This window comes from Salinimicrobium sp. TIG7-5_MAKvit (genome assembly GCF_049569215.1).
Taxonomy (GTDB): domain Bacteria; phylum Bacteroidota; class Bacteroidia; order Flavobacteriales; family Flavobacteriaceae; genus Salinimicrobium; species Salinimicrobium profundisediminis.
This window is the reverse complement of the sequence record NZ_CP145903.1, coordinates 244,986-259,578: the sequence shown is the minus strand read 5'-3', so window position 1 is coordinate 259,578 and position 14,593 is coordinate 244,986. Positions and strand designations below refer to the sequence as shown.

14 protein-coding genes are annotated in these 14,593 nt (G+C 41.8%); 3 read left to right on the top strand and 11 right to left on the bottom strand.

The annotated features are described in order from the left end of the window. Nucleotides 1-3 precede the first annotated feature (3 nt). The gene (locus V5739_RS01200; protein WP_423819331.1) at nucleotides 4-861 is read right to left on the bottom strand and encodes an SDR family NAD(P)-dependent oxidoreductase; all 858 of its coding nucleotides are present in this window, start codon (nucleotides 859-861) and stop codon (nucleotides 4-6) included. Nucleotides 862-1,093: 232 nt separating this feature from the next. Between V5739_RS01200 and V5739_RS01195 the strand changes: the two genes are divergently transcribed. Together V5739_RS01195 and ligD are read left to right on the top strand one after the other, a co-directional pair. Then, nucleotides 1,094-1,873, top strand: coding sequence for a Ku protein (locus V5739_RS01195; protein WP_423819330.1), 780 nt, complete (start codon nucleotides 1,094-1,096; stop codon nucleotides 1,871-1,873). Further along, nucleotides 1,873-4,296: a DNA ligase D gene (gene ligD, locus V5739_RS01190; RefSeq protein ID WP_423819329.1), complete on the top strand. Its 2,424-nt coding sequence runs from the start codon at nucleotides 1,873-1,875 to the stop codon at nucleotides 4,294-4,296. The genes V5739_RS01195 and ligD overlap by 1 nt, the downstream gene beginning before the upstream one ends. Here the strand turns inward: ligD and V5739_RS01185 are convergent. Next, entirely contained in the window at nucleotides 4,293-5,360 is a 1,068-nt protein-coding gene (locus V5739_RS01185; protein WP_423819328.1) for a helix-turn-helix domain-containing protein, read from the bottom strand. The two genes, ligD and V5739_RS01185, sit on opposite strands and share 4 nt — an antisense overlap. Nucleotides 5,361-5,812: 452 nt before the next feature. Here V5739_RS01185 and V5739_RS01180 point away from each other — a divergent pair, with 452 nt between their 5' ends. Then, the gene (locus tag V5739_RS01180; RefSeq protein WP_423819327.1) at nucleotides 5,813-6,442 is read left to right on the top strand and encodes an NAD(P)H-dependent oxidoreductase; all 630 of its coding nucleotides are present in this window, start codon (nucleotides 5,813-5,815) and stop codon (nucleotides 6,440-6,442) included. On the opposite strand, the gene ribB is transcribed toward V5739_RS01180, so the two are convergent. The 9 genes from ribB to V5739_RS01135 form a co-directional block, all read right to left on the bottom strand. After that, nucleotides 6,439-7,575, bottom strand: a complete 1,137-nt coding sequence (gene ribB, locus V5739_RS01175; protein ID WP_423819326.1) for a 3,4-dihydroxy-2-butanone-4-phosphate synthase — start codon at nucleotides 7,573-7,575, stop codon at nucleotides 6,439-6,441. The two genes, V5739_RS01180 and ribB, sit on opposite strands and share 4 nt — an antisense overlap. A gap of 30 nt (nucleotides 7,576-7,605) precedes the next feature. Further along, a complete protein-coding gene (locus V5739_RS01170) occupies nucleotides 7,606-9,057 on the bottom strand; it encodes an LptF/LptG family permease (protein WP_266069006.1) in 1,452 nt (483 codons plus the stop codon). A gap of 4 nt (nucleotides 9,058-9,061) precedes the next feature. After that, the gene (locus tag V5739_RS01165) at nucleotides 9,062-9,706 is read right to left on the bottom strand and encodes a LolA family protein (RefSeq protein WP_423819325.1); all 645 of its coding nucleotides are present in this window, start codon (nucleotides 9,704-9,706) and stop codon (nucleotides 9,062-9,064) included. A gap of 17 nt (nucleotides 9,707-9,723) precedes the next feature. Beyond that, complete coding sequence (locus tag V5739_RS01160) at nucleotides 9,724-12,105, bottom strand: DNA translocase FtsK 4TM domain-containing protein (RefSeq protein WP_423819324.1); 2,382 nt, start codon at nucleotides 12,103-12,105, stop codon at nucleotides 9,724-9,726. 225 nt (nucleotides 12,106-12,330) lie between these two features. Next, nucleotides 12,331-12,699, bottom strand: a complete 369-nt coding sequence (locus V5739_RS01155; protein ID WP_266069002.1) for a diacylglycerol kinase — start codon at nucleotides 12,697-12,699, stop codon at nucleotides 12,331-12,333. Next, on the bottom strand, nucleotides 12,699-13,199 hold the full coding sequence (gene tpx, locus V5739_RS01150; protein WP_266069001.1) for a thiol peroxidase: 501 nt from the start codon (nucleotides 13,197-13,199) through the stop codon (nucleotides 12,699-12,701). Before tpx ends, V5739_RS01155 begins: the two co-directional genes overlap by 1 nt. Nucleotides 13,200-13,328: 129 nt before the next feature. Next, nucleotides 13,329-13,577, bottom strand: a complete 249-nt coding sequence (locus tag V5739_RS01145) for a DUF6952 family protein (RefSeq protein ID WP_266069000.1) — start codon at nucleotides 13,575-13,577, stop codon at nucleotides 13,329-13,331. Further along, nucleotides 13,558-13,869 carry a thioredoxin family protein gene (locus tag V5739_RS01140; RefSeq protein WP_266068999.1) on the bottom strand — a complete coding sequence of 104 codons (312 nt, stop codon included), beginning with the start codon at nucleotides 13,867-13,869 and terminating at the stop codon, nucleotides 13,558-13,560. Before V5739_RS01140 ends, V5739_RS01145 begins: the two co-directional genes overlap by 20 nt. A gap of 12 nt (nucleotides 13,870-13,881) precedes the next feature. Continuing rightward, nucleotides 13,882-14,520 carry a peroxiredoxin gene (locus V5739_RS01135; RefSeq protein WP_266068998.1) on the bottom strand — a complete coding sequence of 213 codons (639 nt, stop codon included), beginning with the start codon at nucleotides 14,518-14,520 and terminating at the stop codon, nucleotides 13,882-13,884. Between the last annotated feature and the right edge of the window lie 73 nt (nucleotides 14,521-14,593).

Sequence of the window (14,593 nt, the reverse complement as noted above, 5' to 3'; positions counted from 1 at the left end):
AATTTATCGCATGTTTGTTGCACCATCCATTTGGTGCTTTAGTTTTAGATTTCCTTTAGGTTCTTTTTTTAATTTAGTGGGTACTTCATCTCCAACCGGCCCTTTTCCAATAGTAATCCCTCCATCGGCAGAGTAGACGGCGCCGGTAACATAAGAAGCTTCATCGGATGCCATGAAAAGGTACACATTGGCAATTTCTTCGGGTGTGCCGCGGCGGCCAAGTGGCGTGGCGCTCATCATTTGTTTTTCTATCTTTTTGGTGATATCACTTGTTTCTTTATGCGTCCACGCAGTATCGATAGGGCCGGGAGCAACACAGTTTGCCCTAATTCCGTTCTTTGCCTGCTCGGCTGCGACTCCTTTCATAAAGGCGTGCATAAATCCTTTTGTGCCACCGTAGGGCGTGACACTGGGGATACCAATTTTCCCTGCTTCCGATCCTGCTGAAACAATGCAGCCCCGCGACTTCTGTAAATGTGGAATGGCATATTTGGTCATTAAAAATGCCGTTCTCAGGTTGTTCTTCAGAAGATTATCAAAGGCTTCAGGAGAATATTGGTCTATTGTATTTACTTCAGGATAAACCCCTGCATTGTTGATGAGAATGTCTATACGGCCGAAGTGTTTAACGGCGGTTTCTACAGCATCTTTAGCATTTTCTTCCGAAGAAATATCGGCAGAATATCCTATGGCCTTTCCTTTAGATTTCTTGATGTCACTAATCACTTCTTTTACCGGGTCTTGCGGCATACCCACCACAAGTACTTCGGCGCCTTCGGCTGCAAATTTCTTAGAAATGGCTTCCCCAATTCCCGTGGCTCCGCCGGTTACAATCGCTACTTTTTTTTCCAGTCTGTTCATCTCTGTTTCTTTTGTTTTACGGCCTTTTACAATGGTTTTAAAATCGTGGATTCCTAAGTTAGTTTCTTTTTGAGCCTACAACAAAATGATTAAGAAAGCTTTAGCTGTTTTTTTCTCAAATCTTAACGCAATCATGGCTTGCGGGGGTGTAGCCCGTTAAGACAATGCTAATACTTCGGGTATAAATAGAAAATCGGGTATCTTGTAATATATCAATTAAAATCTTCAAATTATGAGGTCAATCTGGAACGGCTCAATAAGTTTTGGTTTAGTGACTATCCCTATTAAAATGTACTCGGGCAGTGAAGAAAGAAAACTCAATCTCGATATGCTCGACAAGAATGACCACGCCAGGATACGATACAAACGAGTGAATGAAGTGACGGGTGAAGAAGTGGAGTGGAAGGATATTGTAAAGGGCTACCTAAAAGACGACTCTTATATAGTGCTGGAGAAAGAGGATTTTGATAAGGCCAATATGAAAAAATCCCGCACCATAGATATTGAAGAATTCATTGAAGAAAAGGATGTGGCCGATGTGCTCTTTAAAAAGCCGTATTTCCTGGAGCCTCAAAAGGATGGGGAGAAATCATATAATCTTCTAAAAGCTGCTTTGAAGGATACCGGCAAGCTGGGCGTGGCCACTTTTGTAATGCGCGCCAAAGAGAACCTTAGCCTTGTTGGGGTATATAAAGATGCTCTCGTGCTGCATGTGATTAGGTTTGCTGATGAGATACGAGACCCTACCGAACTAAAACTTCCCGACACCAAAGTTTCCAAAAAGGAAATTGATATGGCCAAATCGCTCATTGAACAATATACTGAAGAATTCGATTTTGAAAAGTATAAAGATGTCTATAACGATCAACTCTTAAAGATCATTAAAGCGAAGAGCGGCGGTAAGAAAACAAAAACCAAAAAATTTGAGTCAAAAGCCACTCCTGCGACCGATCTTATGGCGCAATTAAAGGCGAGTCTTGATAAAAAGAAGAAAAAAACTAAAGCTTCCTAATGGCACTTGACGAGTACATCAAAAAAAGAGATTTTCAGAAAACTCCCGAACCCGATGCTGCTTATGAAAAGAATGGAGGGAAGTTAAGGTTCGTGATTCAGCGGCACAGGGCAACCCGCCTGCATTACGACCTGCGCCTGGAGATGGAAGGCGTACTAAAGAGTTGGGCCGTACCCAAAGGCCCATCTATGAACCCTGCCGATAAGCGCCTGGCAATCATGACCGAAGACCATCCCATAAAATACCTCACTTTTAAAGGAACAATCCCCAAAGGGAATTATGGAGCAGGGGAGATGAGTATTTGGGATGAAGGTACTTATGAGGCATCTGATGGCGGAGAGGAAGAAGACCTGCTTAAAATGCTGAAAAAAGGAGACCTTAAAATTACCTTTTTTGGCACCAAAATAAAAGGAACTTTTGCACTGGTGCATACCCGGCGAGGTGGTGAAAAAGACAATCAATGGTTGCTTATCAAAAAGGCTGATGATTTTTCTACAGATTTAAGTTATGACGCCGAAAACCTTAGTGAACACGCCAGTAAAGAGAAGGTAAAACAGCTTGAAGTAAATGAATTGATCAAGCCCATGCTTGCCACAAAAGCAAAGGAAATCTTTAATAAGGCAAACTGGATTTTTGAATTAAAGTGGGATGGATATCGCGCTTTGGCCAATATCCAAAAAGGGAAGGTAGACCTGTACTCCAGGAATGGTATTTCGTTTAAAGCCAAATTCAGGGAGATTTATGAGCAGTTAAAGAATATTCCGCATGATGCGGTGCTTGATGGGGAAATAGTAGCGCTTGATGAGAGCGGAAAACCTGTTTTTCAAAAACTTCAGAATTACCAGAAAGCACCTTCAGGAGAGTTGAGATATTACGTTTTTGACCTGTTGCACCTTAACGGGCACAATATTATGCACCTGCCACTTTCCGAAAGAAAAAGTTTAATACAGGAGGTGATAGAAGATATTCCGCAGGTATATTACTGTGATCATGTAGAGAGCATGGGAAAAGCCTTTTTTGAGCAGGCAGTGGAAATGGGAATGGAAGGCGTGATTGCCAAAAAAGCCGATTCCCAGTACCTTCCCGGTTCCAGGAGTGATAAATGGCTGAAGATAAAAGCTTTTGAAACCCAGGAAGCATTGATTTGCGGGTACACAGATTCAGATAAAGGAGGACCGTTTGGATCTCTGATTTTGGGGATGCACCGCGATGAAGAGCTGGTTTATATTGGCAACTGCGGCACGGGTTTTAGTGAGGATGATAAAAAGGAGCTTTACGATAAACTCCAGAAGATGGTGACCAGCGCCATGCCTTTTAAGAAGAAGCCTTCATTAAAAGGACGAAAGCCCACCTGGCTTACTCCGGAATTGATCTGTGAAGTCACTTTTTCTGAATGGACCCGTAGCGGACATATGCGACATCCTTCTTTTAAAGGCCTGCGGATGGAGAAACTTCCGAAGGAGATAACAAAGGAAAAAACAGCCCGGGTTCCTAAGCACAAGCCCGCAGCAAAAAAGGAAGAGAACACGCTGGAGATTGGAGGAATATCTGTTCCCATTAGCAATCTCGATAAGGTTTACTGGCCAAAGTCGGGATTGAGAAAATACGATCTCATAGAATATTACCTACAAATAAGTGATGCGATTTTGCCATTTTTGAAGGACAGGCCGCAGAATCTACACCGGCATCCCAACGGCATTTTGGAAGAGGGGTTCTATCAGAAAGATACAGCGGGTATTTTCCCACACTGGCTGGAATCTACCAAAGTATTTTCAAAGCACAACAACCGCGAATTGGAGTACATCATGTGCCAGAATGAAGCCAGCCTAATTTACATGGCTAATTTGGGATGTATCGAGATCAATCCGTGGAACTCGAGGGTGCAGAACCTACTTCACCCAGATTTTACAGTAATTGACATAGACCCTTCAGAAAAAAACACTTTTGAGCAGGTGATAGAAGTTGCACAGGCAGCGAAAGAAATTCTCGATAAGGCAAAAATACCTGGATACCCCAAGACTTCAGGATCAAGCGGGATACATATTTATATTCCGCTGGGCGCGAAATATACTTATGACGAAGCTCGGGATTTCACGAAGATTTTGTGCTATTTTATTCAGGAGAAACTTCCCGGTCTCACCTCAATGGAGCGCAATGTAAAAAAGCGGAAAGGCAAGATTTACCTTGATTTTCTTCAGAACAGAAAAGGGCAGACCCTTGCTGCCCCATATTGTGCCCGTCCCAAACCGGGAGCGACGGTTTCGGCGCCGCTTGAGTGGCATGAAGTACAACCTGGCCTTGACATGAAAGATTTTACCATCAAAACCATGCCGGCCAGGATTCAGGAAAAGCCAGATCTATTTAAAGCTGTGCTTGAAAAAGGGATTGATATAGAAAAGGCCATTGATGCACTTTCGGGTTAATTTTTCCCGTCCTCAACTTCGTCTTCCTCATTTTCAGTACTGTTTTCGCTTTCGTTGAATTTGTTATTTAGAAAGTACTTGGGGCTTACACCATATTTTTCTTTGAATATCTTTGAAAAATAGCTTCGGTTGTTGAGCCCAATCTGGCCAACAATTTGTGAAATATTTTGATCTGATTCACTAAGCATTTCTTTTGCAGCTTCGAGCTTTACCTGTTGTACATATTTATTCACAGTGAGGTTGAACATGTACCTGAAACCTTCCTGTAATTTATTTACATTGGTTCCTACTTCTTTGGCCAGCTCATCAACAGAATAATTCTTATTGAGATCCTGATTGATCACGTCTACAGCTCTTTTGACTTTTTCTACATCGCTTCTTCTAAGCATGGTAGATTTGTTGTCGTTTTGCTGATCGTCTATGAACTGGCTTATTTGTTTGGTAAGCATCTCATAGGCTTTACCTTCTAAAAAGATGAAACGCAAAAATCCGGTATGATCTTTTTTAGCGATGTCTTCTACAATATCGGCAGCTTGAATGCTGTAATTACCCTGGTAGAAGAAAAGCTCCTGGGCTACGTCATCTTTAAACAGCTGCTCCAGGCGTGGGCTGATATCTTTATACCCAAAGTTCTTTCTTTTATTAAATTCTGCCCGAATGATCTCCAGGCTAAAAACATGCGAGGTCTCATTGGCTTTAAAATAAAGCACATGGCCGTTGTACCCGCTACTGGATACGATCACGTTTTGGTAGGTGTCTATGGTATGAATGTCTTCGTTTTCTTCAAAGGCGTGGTTTACCCTGCCTTCAGAACAAAATATGAACTTTAAAGGGTGTGTCTGGTTAATAGTGAAATGGATCTCCATATCCTTGTAAAAGGTTACATTGTATTCAATGATCCCTACACCCGAATCAAAACTGGTTCCTCTAATGAAACCCTGCCCAAGCTTTTCAGGAAGTTCTATGGTGAGTTCTCCCGCGTCTTTTTTAAGTGGAGTTCTAAATTGTTTGGATAAGCTTTCAATAATCTCTTCAACAGGAAGAGCTTTTACAAAAATTTCCATCTAATGGTTTTTTCTTTTTGGTCTTCAATATATTTTTAATTTACTCTAACAAATCCTTTTCGGATAATGTAATCTTTAAAAAAATTGTAAAGGATTTATCTTAAAAATACCTGATTTTCTAAAATTATGTATTTAAAGTTGTGTTATAAGTTGTATAGGTTGTGCTAATAACGGCAACCTTTAACAGTGCTTTAAGGTACATTTGGCTTTTTGGATTCAACGAGACTCAACAAAACATTACTATATGGGGTTATTTTATTTGATATTGGGACTCGAGATCCTGGGAGTTTTATTGGTCAGTGCTTTCTTGATTCGAAAGGTCTACAACTTATACCGTGACAAAAGAGAGCGGAAACGCGACTGATTCTAGAACCTCTTCCCCCTTTCTTTCTTACCACACTCTTCATTTGCAGCCTCTGTTTGAGGGATGTATCTTTGTGAAAATTTTAGATATGGAAAGTGTTGATGCACTAAAGTGGCGATACGCAGCAAAGAAATTTGATCCTGAAAGACTACTTCCGGCCGGGAAGATAGAATTACTTAAAAATGCTTTTAACCTGACTGCTACCTCTTACGGGCTCCAGCCCCTTAGATTGGTGATGGTGCAAAATAAGGATGTGCAGGAGAAGCTGATGAAAGCCTCTTACAATCAACAGCAGGTAAACACCGCATCTCATGTGCTGGTTATTTGCATTGAGCGTACCGTGAACAAAGCTTTTATTGAAAACTACTTTAAGACGGTTCAGGATGTGCGAAAAACTCCTGATGAGATACTGCATCCCTTTAAAGAGTCACTGGTAGGAGATTTTGAACAAAAGCCTGTTAGCGAAGTGAAAATATGGGCCACTCACCAGGCTTATCTTGTACTTGGTACTTTGCTCACCGTTTGTGCAGTAGAAAAAATCGATTCCTGCCCCATGGAAGGTTTTGAACCGCAAGAATACAACAAGATCCTTGAGCTTGAGAAATACGGCCTTGAAGCAGTTCTTGCCTTACCTGTAGGTTACCGTGCCGAAGATGATCTTTTTGCCTCCCTTAAAAAAGTGAGAAGACCTCTGGAAGATACTGTTATTGAAATTTAATATTTTACGTACTCGATAATTTCGAGTCCGTATCCTATCATTCCCACACGTTTTGTCTGTTTTGTATTAGATAAGAGGCGGAGTTTGTGGATTTCAAGATCATGAAGGATCTGTGCTCCAATTCCGAAGTCTTTAGAATCCATCACAAGGGGAGGGGCTTTCATTTCTCCCATTTTTTGAAGGTCTTTAAGCTCGCCAAGTCTTTTAAGTAAATTGAGGGACTGGCTTTCCTGGTTAATAAAGACAATGGCTCCTTTTCCTTCCTCGTTTATCGCCTTGAACATGTAATCTAGCTTCTTGTCGGCATCGTTTGTAAGGGTGCCTAAAATGTCATTATTGACGAGCGTTGAATTCATGCGTACCAGCACCGGATCTGAAGATTTCCAGGCGCCTTTGGTAAGTGCAATATGCACCTGCTTATTTGTAGTTTGTTGGTAAGCTCTTAACCTAAATGTTCCAAAGCGGGTGTTGATATCAAAATCTTCCTTTTTGGTAATAAGAGAATCGTGCTGCATCCTATAAGCTACAAGATCTTCAATAGACACTACCTTAAGGTCAAATTTTTTAGCTACCTCCAGGAGCTGCGGTAGCCGTGCCATAGAGCCGTCTTCATTCATGATCTCTACAATAACCCCGGCAGGAGGAAAGCCTGCCAGCCTTGCAAAGTCAATAGCAGCTTCGGTATGGCCTGTACGTCTTAATACGCCTCCTTCTTTAGCTTTAAGCGGAAAAATATGTCCGGGACGACTAAGGTCGAAAGGTTTGGTGTCGGGATCAATAAGGGCTTTTACAGTCTCTGCTCTGTCTGATGCCGAAATTCCTGTGGTTACTCCTTTCCCCTTAAGATCTACAGAAATAGTAAAAGCAGTTTCCATAGGATCTGTGCTGTTGCCAACCATCATTTCAAGTTGCAGCTCTTTACAACGCTTCTCGGTAATAGGGGCGCAAATGAGACCCCGCCCATGAGTAGCCATAAAGTTGATCATTTCGGGGGTTACTTTGGAAGCAGCAGCCAGAAAATCTCCTTCATTTTCACGATCTTCATCGTCAACAACAATGATCACCTTACCGGCTCTAATGTCATCAATAGCTTCTTTAATAGTATGTAGTTGAAAGGAAGTTTCAGTAATCATAGATGTGCAGTATTATTGCCGGTAAAGATATTAATCCTTTTGGGAACGACCCATAATGTGCGTTCTTTTCAGCAACTTTTTAATAGGCTCAAAGAGAATGCTAAAGCTGAATAATCCTTGGTCTGTAGTTGCTCTATAGGTGAGAAATATTCCTAAAGGGAGCATAATAAGCGTAGAAAGCCAGGTTCCCAGAAATGGACTAATCTGCCCTTCTTCGGCACTGTTCTTTGCAAAGATCCCAATAAAGTGATAGGTAAGGAACAGCAGCACGGCTATTACCATGGGCAATCCCATTCCTCCTTTTCTAATGATGGCTCCCAGTGGCGCACCTACAAAGAAAAGAACAATACAGGCAAAGCCAAGTACATACTTCTCGTGAAGGGCGATCTCAAATTTATTAAGGCGTTTTGAAGCCTGTAATAGTTCTGTACGCTTACCAACCACCGTAACCAGTGCACCATTTACATTGCCCAGCGCGAGATTAACAATCTGCGAGGCCTCATGGGTTTCATAGAGTGGTAAAATTCCTTTTTCGGGTTCAATAACCGTATCTTCTGTGGCAGTGTTTTCTCTCTTGAGATTTTCGACCCCTGTGCGGCTGTACATATTTCGTGAAAAAGATTCCAGATCCTCATTATAGGAAGTAGAAAAAGAATCTATAGTTCGGGTGAGTTCTGAGATCTTTAGCATATTATGGGAGTTGCTGTAGTTCTCCTCATCAAGGTCTATGTCGTTAAACCCTGAAAGATCCATGTTGATCACGTACTCTTCAAAATAGCTTTTTGCAAAAGGCTTTTTCTGCCTGTCGCGAGGTGAATCGGGAATAATCTCATCGTAGTAGTTACCATCCTTCAGGATCAAACTTAAAACATTTGAGCCTGTGCTTCCTACCAATTCTCCTTCCGTAGCTTTTATTACGGTGTAATTTCCGGGGCGGCGCTCGTTCTTTTTATGGATGATGACATCTTTAAGATACTGGCCTCGTTCTCCCGATTTTTCTTCAACTTTAATATTGATCTGGCCCAGGTCGTTAAATACTCCTTCAGAAATAGCCATTGCGGGCTTTAACTGGGCAATGTTCCTTCTCAGGTTTATAGATTTATACTCGGCAGCAGGAATCACATTATTGGAAAAGAAAAAGGCGGTAATACTTACCAGTAAGATGAAAAAAGTAAGTGGCCGCATTGCCCGCTGTAAAGATATTCCTGCCGATTTCATTGCTGCGAATTCATAATTTTCGGCAAAATTCCCAAAGGTCATGATGGAAGTAAGCAGAATGGTAAGCGGTAGTACCAGCGGTACCAGCTTCGGACTAAAGTATAACAGGAATTTAAAGATGACCTCGGCATCGAGGTCTTTACCTGCCAGCTCCCCAATGTACAGCCAGATGGTTTGTAATACAAATATGAACATGAGTATTACAAAGACCGAAAAGAACGTTCTTAGGTAGCTGGTAAGTATGTACCTGTCTAGTATTTTCAATTACTTAGTCTAACCGGTTAATATAATAGTCTTTATACCTGCTTTCTTTAAACTGGAACAGTGACTGGGGCAGGGGTTGATTGGTCTTGAAACTGTTTACTGTAATAGTGATTTTAGTGCCATTGTCCTGCGTTTGGATCATGTTATAGATGTGCTTTGTTTGTTTGTCAATGCCAAGGTGGATTTCTTTAATCTCGGCGTTGGAATCTATAGGTGTAAGCTTCACATACTGAATTTTACGTCCCTTAAGATCCTGTACTGGGCCCATTTCTGTTTTGTACCCGTTGTTGTAAAAGGTCAGCATTTTAGACGGACTAATATCCTGGTCGTCCTCCGGATTATGAGAGGAAATATTAATTTCTTCATCTTCGGGGATGATGGTGTACAATTTTGCCCCGTCAAATAACCGGGTGGTGCCCATAATGTTGAGCAGGTATTTTTCACCTTCAAGGCTTACATCTCCACGGGTTTCGTGCTTTACATTCTCGGCAGTATTTTCAAGTCCATATTTGAACTCAATGACTATGTTTTTATAAGATTCTACCTTCGAGGAAACTTCGCTGAGCAATTGTTTGGCTTCTTTAGACGATTGGGCATTTCCTGCCATAAAAGTCATTATTGCCGCTACTACTAAAATTATTTTTTTCATTTTCTTATGTGGTTATACTATTCTTCATTTAACAGCTGGTTCAGGCCTTCCAGATCCTGCACCAGTACTTGTCGTGCCTTGCTGCCCTCAAAGGGTCCCACGACTCCGGCTGCCTCCAGTTGATCAATGATCCTGCCTGCGCGGTTATACCCCAGTTTCAGCTTTCTCTGAAGTAAAGATGCCGATCCCTGTTGTGCGATCACTATGACTTCGGCAGCTTCGCGGAAGAGGTTGTCCCGGTCGCTTACGTCAATATCAAGAGATGTGCCACTTTCCTCTCCACTGTACTCGGGGAGGTGATAAGCATCGGCATAAGCCTTTTGCGATCCAATGAATTCGGTGATCTTATCTACCTCGGGAGTGTCAACAAAAGCACATTGTAACCTGAGCAGGGTGTTGCCCTGGGTGAATAGCATATCTCCCTTTCCAATAAGTTGATCGGCCCCCTGGCTGTCGAGAATAGTACGTGAATCTATCTTTGAAGTTACCCTGAAAGCTATACGGGCAGGAAAGTTTGCTTTGATGATCCCCGTAATTACGTTCACAGAAGGCCGCTGGGTAGCAATGATCAAATGTATCCCAATAGCCCGAGCCAACTGGGCCAGTCTTGCTATTGGAGCTTCAACTTCTTTACCGGCCGTCATAATAAGATCGGCAAATTCGTCTACCACCAGTACAATATAAGGCAAAAATTTGTGGCCGTTCTCGGGGTTCAGTTTTCTAGCCTTGAACTTTACATTGTATTCTTTTATGTTCCTTACCATGGCGTTTTTTAGCAACTCGTACCGGTTGTCCATCTCAATACACAACGAATTGAGGGTATTGATCACCTTGGTATTATCTGTAATTATAGCTTCGTCGGTATCGGGAAGCTTCGCGAGGTAATGTCTTTCTATTTTATTAAAGAGCGTTAATTCTACCTTTTTTGGATCTACCAGGATAAACTTCACCTCTGCAGGATGCTTGCTGTAAAGAAGTGATGTAAGTATAGCGTTAAGCCCAACAGATTTCCCCTGTCCTGTAGCTCCTGCCATAAGCAGGTGAGGCATTTTAGCAAGGTCAACCACAAAGGTCTCGTTCGATATCGTTTTACCCAAAGCCATTGGCAGTTCCATTTCGGCATTTTGAAAGCGGGGGGAGGCAATTACGCTTCTCATGGAAACCATGGTGGAATTCTTATTTGGAACTTCAATACCAATAGTTCCCTTTCCCGGAATTGGAGCAATGATCCTAATACCTAAAGCTGAAAGGGAAAGTGCAATATCATCTTCAAGGCTCTTGATCTTCGAAATCCTTATTCCTGCCTCGGGGATGATCTCGTATAACGTCACGGTAGGGCCAACTGTAGCCTTGATTTGCGCAATATCAATTTTGTAATTTTTGAGGGTATCAACAATCCTGTTCTTGTTCTCCTCCAGTTCTTCCTGGTTAATGGTAATACCGCCGCCATTGGCGTTGTGATCTTTGAGAAGTTCAATGGTAGGGAACTGGTAATTTTTAAGTTCAAGAGTTGGGTCAAACTCGCCATAATCTTCTACCAGTTTACGGCTCAGGTTATCGTCAAGTTCTTCTTCCTCGTGCGCCGTTTCAACTTCCATCGCCACGTCATCGGGGTTTTCTTCTGAACGGATTACAACTTTTTCGGGAGCGGGTTGTGGAGGTGTTGGTTTTTCTGCTTCAGGCGTTGCAGGCTTTGGCTGTTCTGCCTGTTTTTGTTGGGGTGCCGGTTTGGTTGCTTCTGAAGTATTTCTTGATCCGAAGTCTTCAGAAACAGAAGAAGAAGTCTGGAAATCTTCTGAAATATTTTCTTTAGTTCTTTTTAAAGCTGAAATCAACTTTTCGGGAGTAATTTTAAGCCTTATCACCAGGTATGCGATGAACAAGAATGAAAGCAGGAGTACCGTACCGGTAAAGCCCAGGTAATCCTGAAGGTAATCATTTATTTCGTAACCCACGGTACCACCAAGCAGGGCATTAGATTCAGCAAAGAATCCCAGGAAAACCGAAACCCATATCATCACCAGAAGGCCCCAGAACCAAAACCGGAACAAAGCTTTTTTGTTTAGGCTCATAAAGTAGTAGATCCCCGTGGTAATGGTGAGAAAAGCAAATGCAAAGGCTGCAATACCAAAGCCCTCATAAATAAAGAAGTTGCTTATAGCGGCCCCGAACTTGCTGAGGAGGTTTTTAGTTTCAACTTCACGGTTGCCTAGCTGTGAAAGGGTACTTTGATCTACCTGCCAGTTAAAAAGAAAAGAGGTAAAGGCAATTAACAGCGCCAGCCCAAAAAAGATCAAAAAGCTTCCCAATAGCACCTTTCCCTTAGGGGAAAGCCTTAACGAGGACTTCGAAAAAGAGGATTTTGAAGAAGATTTTTTGACAGCTTTTCTTTTAGCCATAGTAGAACTGAAGGTTTGGGCGCAAAAATACAAATTAGTGCCAGCTAATATAAAGAAAAGGTAAAATCTATTTTAAAGAAGTTTTGTTAGCGGCAGATCACCGAATAAGCCTTGCTTTAATCCCGACCCTCTAAAAAATGTTTCTCAAAAATGCCATTTTTGGAAGGTATCGGGGTGTGAGAGGTTAATTGCCTACGCTTTCAGCTTAAATGAAATTCGATAAGTCTAGACGGTATAAAAGATATAGGGAATATATATAATGAGCCCAACTGCCACGGCTGCTATGGCGGCAAAGAAAACAGCTCCTGCCGCAACGTCTTTTATGCGTCCTATTTTTACATGATAATCGGCATGTACAAAGTCGGCAATGTTTTCAATGGCAGTGTTTACACCTTCGGTGGCCATTACCAGCCCAATGGCAAAGATTTGCATGACCCATTCAGTCGGGGTAATTCCGAAGAAAAACCCCGCAATGGTCATAATCACGGCAATAACAAACTGCACCTGGATACTGGGTTCATGGCGCAGTAGCAGCCACGCACCTTTTATTGCATAACCACCTCCTTTGATTCGGCCGGTGATGAAATTATACATTATAGCAAGGGTTTAAGAGCTTCCAGGTAGTTAGGCTCATCTTCAATCTTATCTACCTGTTCGGTGTGGAGAATCTTTCCGTTCTCATCGAGCACAATAACTACGCGCGACAATAATCCTTCCATAGGGCCATCTATAATCTCGAGGCCGTAATCTTTTCCGAAGTTGCGTTCCCTGAAGTCTGAAAGGTTTATTCCGTTCGAAATTTCATTGACTTTCCTGAACCGCTCCTGGGCAAATGGCAGGTCGCGGGAAATATTTAGTACCACCACGTTCTCAAGATCGGCTGCACGTTCACTAAAGTTGTTCACCGAGGTGGCGCAAACATTGGTGTCAATACTTGGGAATATATTCATGATCACCCGCTTACCCTTAAAATCCTGAAGGGTGGCAACGCTGAGGTCTGATTTTAATAATTCAAAATGCGGAGCTCTTTCCCCTTTTTCGGGCAGGTGGCCATAAGTAGTAATAGGTTTTCCTTTATGCGTTATTTGTGACATATCGACTTTTCTTAGGTTGAGCTACTAAAATTAAAATTTTGGGGATGGTATTTTACTAAAATTGTCATAAAACAAAAAGGCTGCCTCAAAAACGAGAGACAGCCTTTATTATCTATGTATTGTGCGGGTCTATTTATCTATAGAACTCAACACTTTTTTCATGAAGTTGTTTGCCGCATCTCTTTCGGGCATTCCTTCATCTATCATATTCTGAACTTCAAGAGCACCGCAAATGTTGCTGATCAACTCTCCAATCACATCCATTTCTTCCTCACTCACCGACCTGTGGTCGCAGAACGATTCTAAAACTTCAAGCGTGTTTTCAAGTTTTTCTTTATCGTTGTTCTTTTGCAGGTGTCTAATTACTGGTAACTTCATTAACTAGGTCTTTTAAAAGTTCAAATTTGTTAGTTTGCACCTGGTTTACAAATGCACCGTTTTTAAAAGTGGCAAAAGTTGGCAAATTGTCTACTTTGGCCATTTTCCTGGATTCAGGATTCTTTTCGGCATCAACCAGGAGAAAAGTTGCGTTTTCATTTTCGGCAGCAAGCTTCTTGAACTTGGGCTTCATCACCCTGCAGTTACCGCACCATCCGGCCATGTACTGTACAACTACAGTTTCATTATCGGCAACTACTTCAGCCAAATTATCTTCAGTCAATTCTCTCATTGTAATGCGTTTTTAGTTAGAGCTTAGGTAAGATGCTACTCCCTTACGGTTTGCACTCATGGCATCTTTTCCTTCTTCCCAATTTGCAGGACAAACCTCACCTTTTTCCTGTACGTGAGTGTAAGCATCGATCAAACGGATGAATTCTTTTACGTTTCTACCAAGAGGCATGTGGTTAATACCTTCGTGGAATACTGTTCCTTCTTCGTCAATAAGGTAAGTAGCACGGTAAGTTACGTTATCACCTTCTACAGTGTAGATACCGGTTTCTTCGTTGTAGCTCTCGTTTGTAATGTCAAGAATGCCAAGTTGGTTAGCAAGGTTCCTGTTAGAGTCAGCAAGGATTGGGTAGGTAACACCTTCAATTCCTCCGTCGTCTTTTGGAGTATTTAACCAGGCAAAGTGAACCTCTGGAGTATCACATGAAGCACCAATTACCATTACATTTCTTTTTTCAAACTCAGCAAGAGCTTCCTGAAATGCGTGTAGTTCTGTAGGGCAAACAAAGGTGAAATCTTTTGGGTACCAAAAAAGCAAAACTTTTTTACCGTTATTTTTAGCTTCTTCGAATACGTTGATCTTAAAAGTATCACCCATATCATTCATAGCGTTTACTTCTAAGTTTGGAAATTTTTTTCCTACTAATGCCATAGTATTATAAGTTTTTATTATTGATTTAATTCGAGTGCAAAGATAAAAACAAAGACCGGCCCTACTAAGGCCG

Bases quoted from the DNA above. Each gene is read 5' to 3' on its own strand.
- V5739_RS01200 (WP_423819331.1), bottom strand. From the start codon at position 861: ATGAACAGACTGGAAAAAAAAGTAGCGATTGTAACCGGCGGAGCCACG.
- V5739_RS01195 (WP_423819330.1), top strand. From the start codon at position 1,094: ATGAGGTCAATCTGGAACGGCTCAATAAGTTTTGGTTTAGTGACTATC.
- ligD (WP_423819329.1), top strand. From the start codon at position 1,873: ATGGCACTTGACGAGTACATCAAAAAAAGAGATTTTCAGAAAACTCCC.
- V5739_RS01185 (WP_423819328.1), bottom strand. From the start codon at position 5,360: ATGGAAATTTTTGTAAAAGCTCTTCCTGTTGAAGAGATTATTGAAAGC.
- V5739_RS01180 (WP_423819327.1), top strand. From the start codon at position 5,813: ATGGAAAGTGTTGATGCACTAAAGTGGCGATACGCAGCAAAGAAATTT.
- ribB (WP_423819326.1), bottom strand. From the start codon at position 7,575: ATGATTACTGAAACTTCCTTTCAACTACATACTATTAAAGAAGCTATT.
- V5739_RS01165 (WP_423819325.1), bottom strand. From the start codon at position 9,706: ATGAAAAAAATAATTTTAGTAGTAGCGGCAATAATGACTTTTATGGCA.
- V5739_RS01160 (WP_423819324.1), bottom strand. From the start codon at position 12,105: ATGGCTAAAAGAAAAGCTGTCAAAAAATCTTCTTCAAAATCCTCTTTT.
- V5739_RS01155 (WP_266069002.1), bottom strand. From the start codon at position 12,699: ATGTATAATTTCATCACCGGCCGAATCAAAGGAGGTGGTTATGCAATA.
- tpx (WP_266069001.1), bottom strand. From the start codon at position 13,199: ATGTCACAAATAACGCATAAAGGAAAACCTATTACTACTTATGGCCAC.
- V5739_RS01145 (WP_266069000.1), bottom strand. From the start codon at position 13,577: ATGAAGTTACCAGTAATTAGACACCTGCAAAAGAACAACGATAAAGAA.
- V5739_RS01140 (WP_266068999.1), bottom strand. From the start codon at position 13,869: ATGAGAGAATTGACTGAAGATAATTTGGCTGAAGTAGTTGCCGATAAT.
- V5739_RS01135 (WP_266068998.1), bottom strand. From the start codon at position 14,520: ATGGCATTAGTAGGAAAAAAATTTCCAAACTTAGAAGTAAACGCTATG.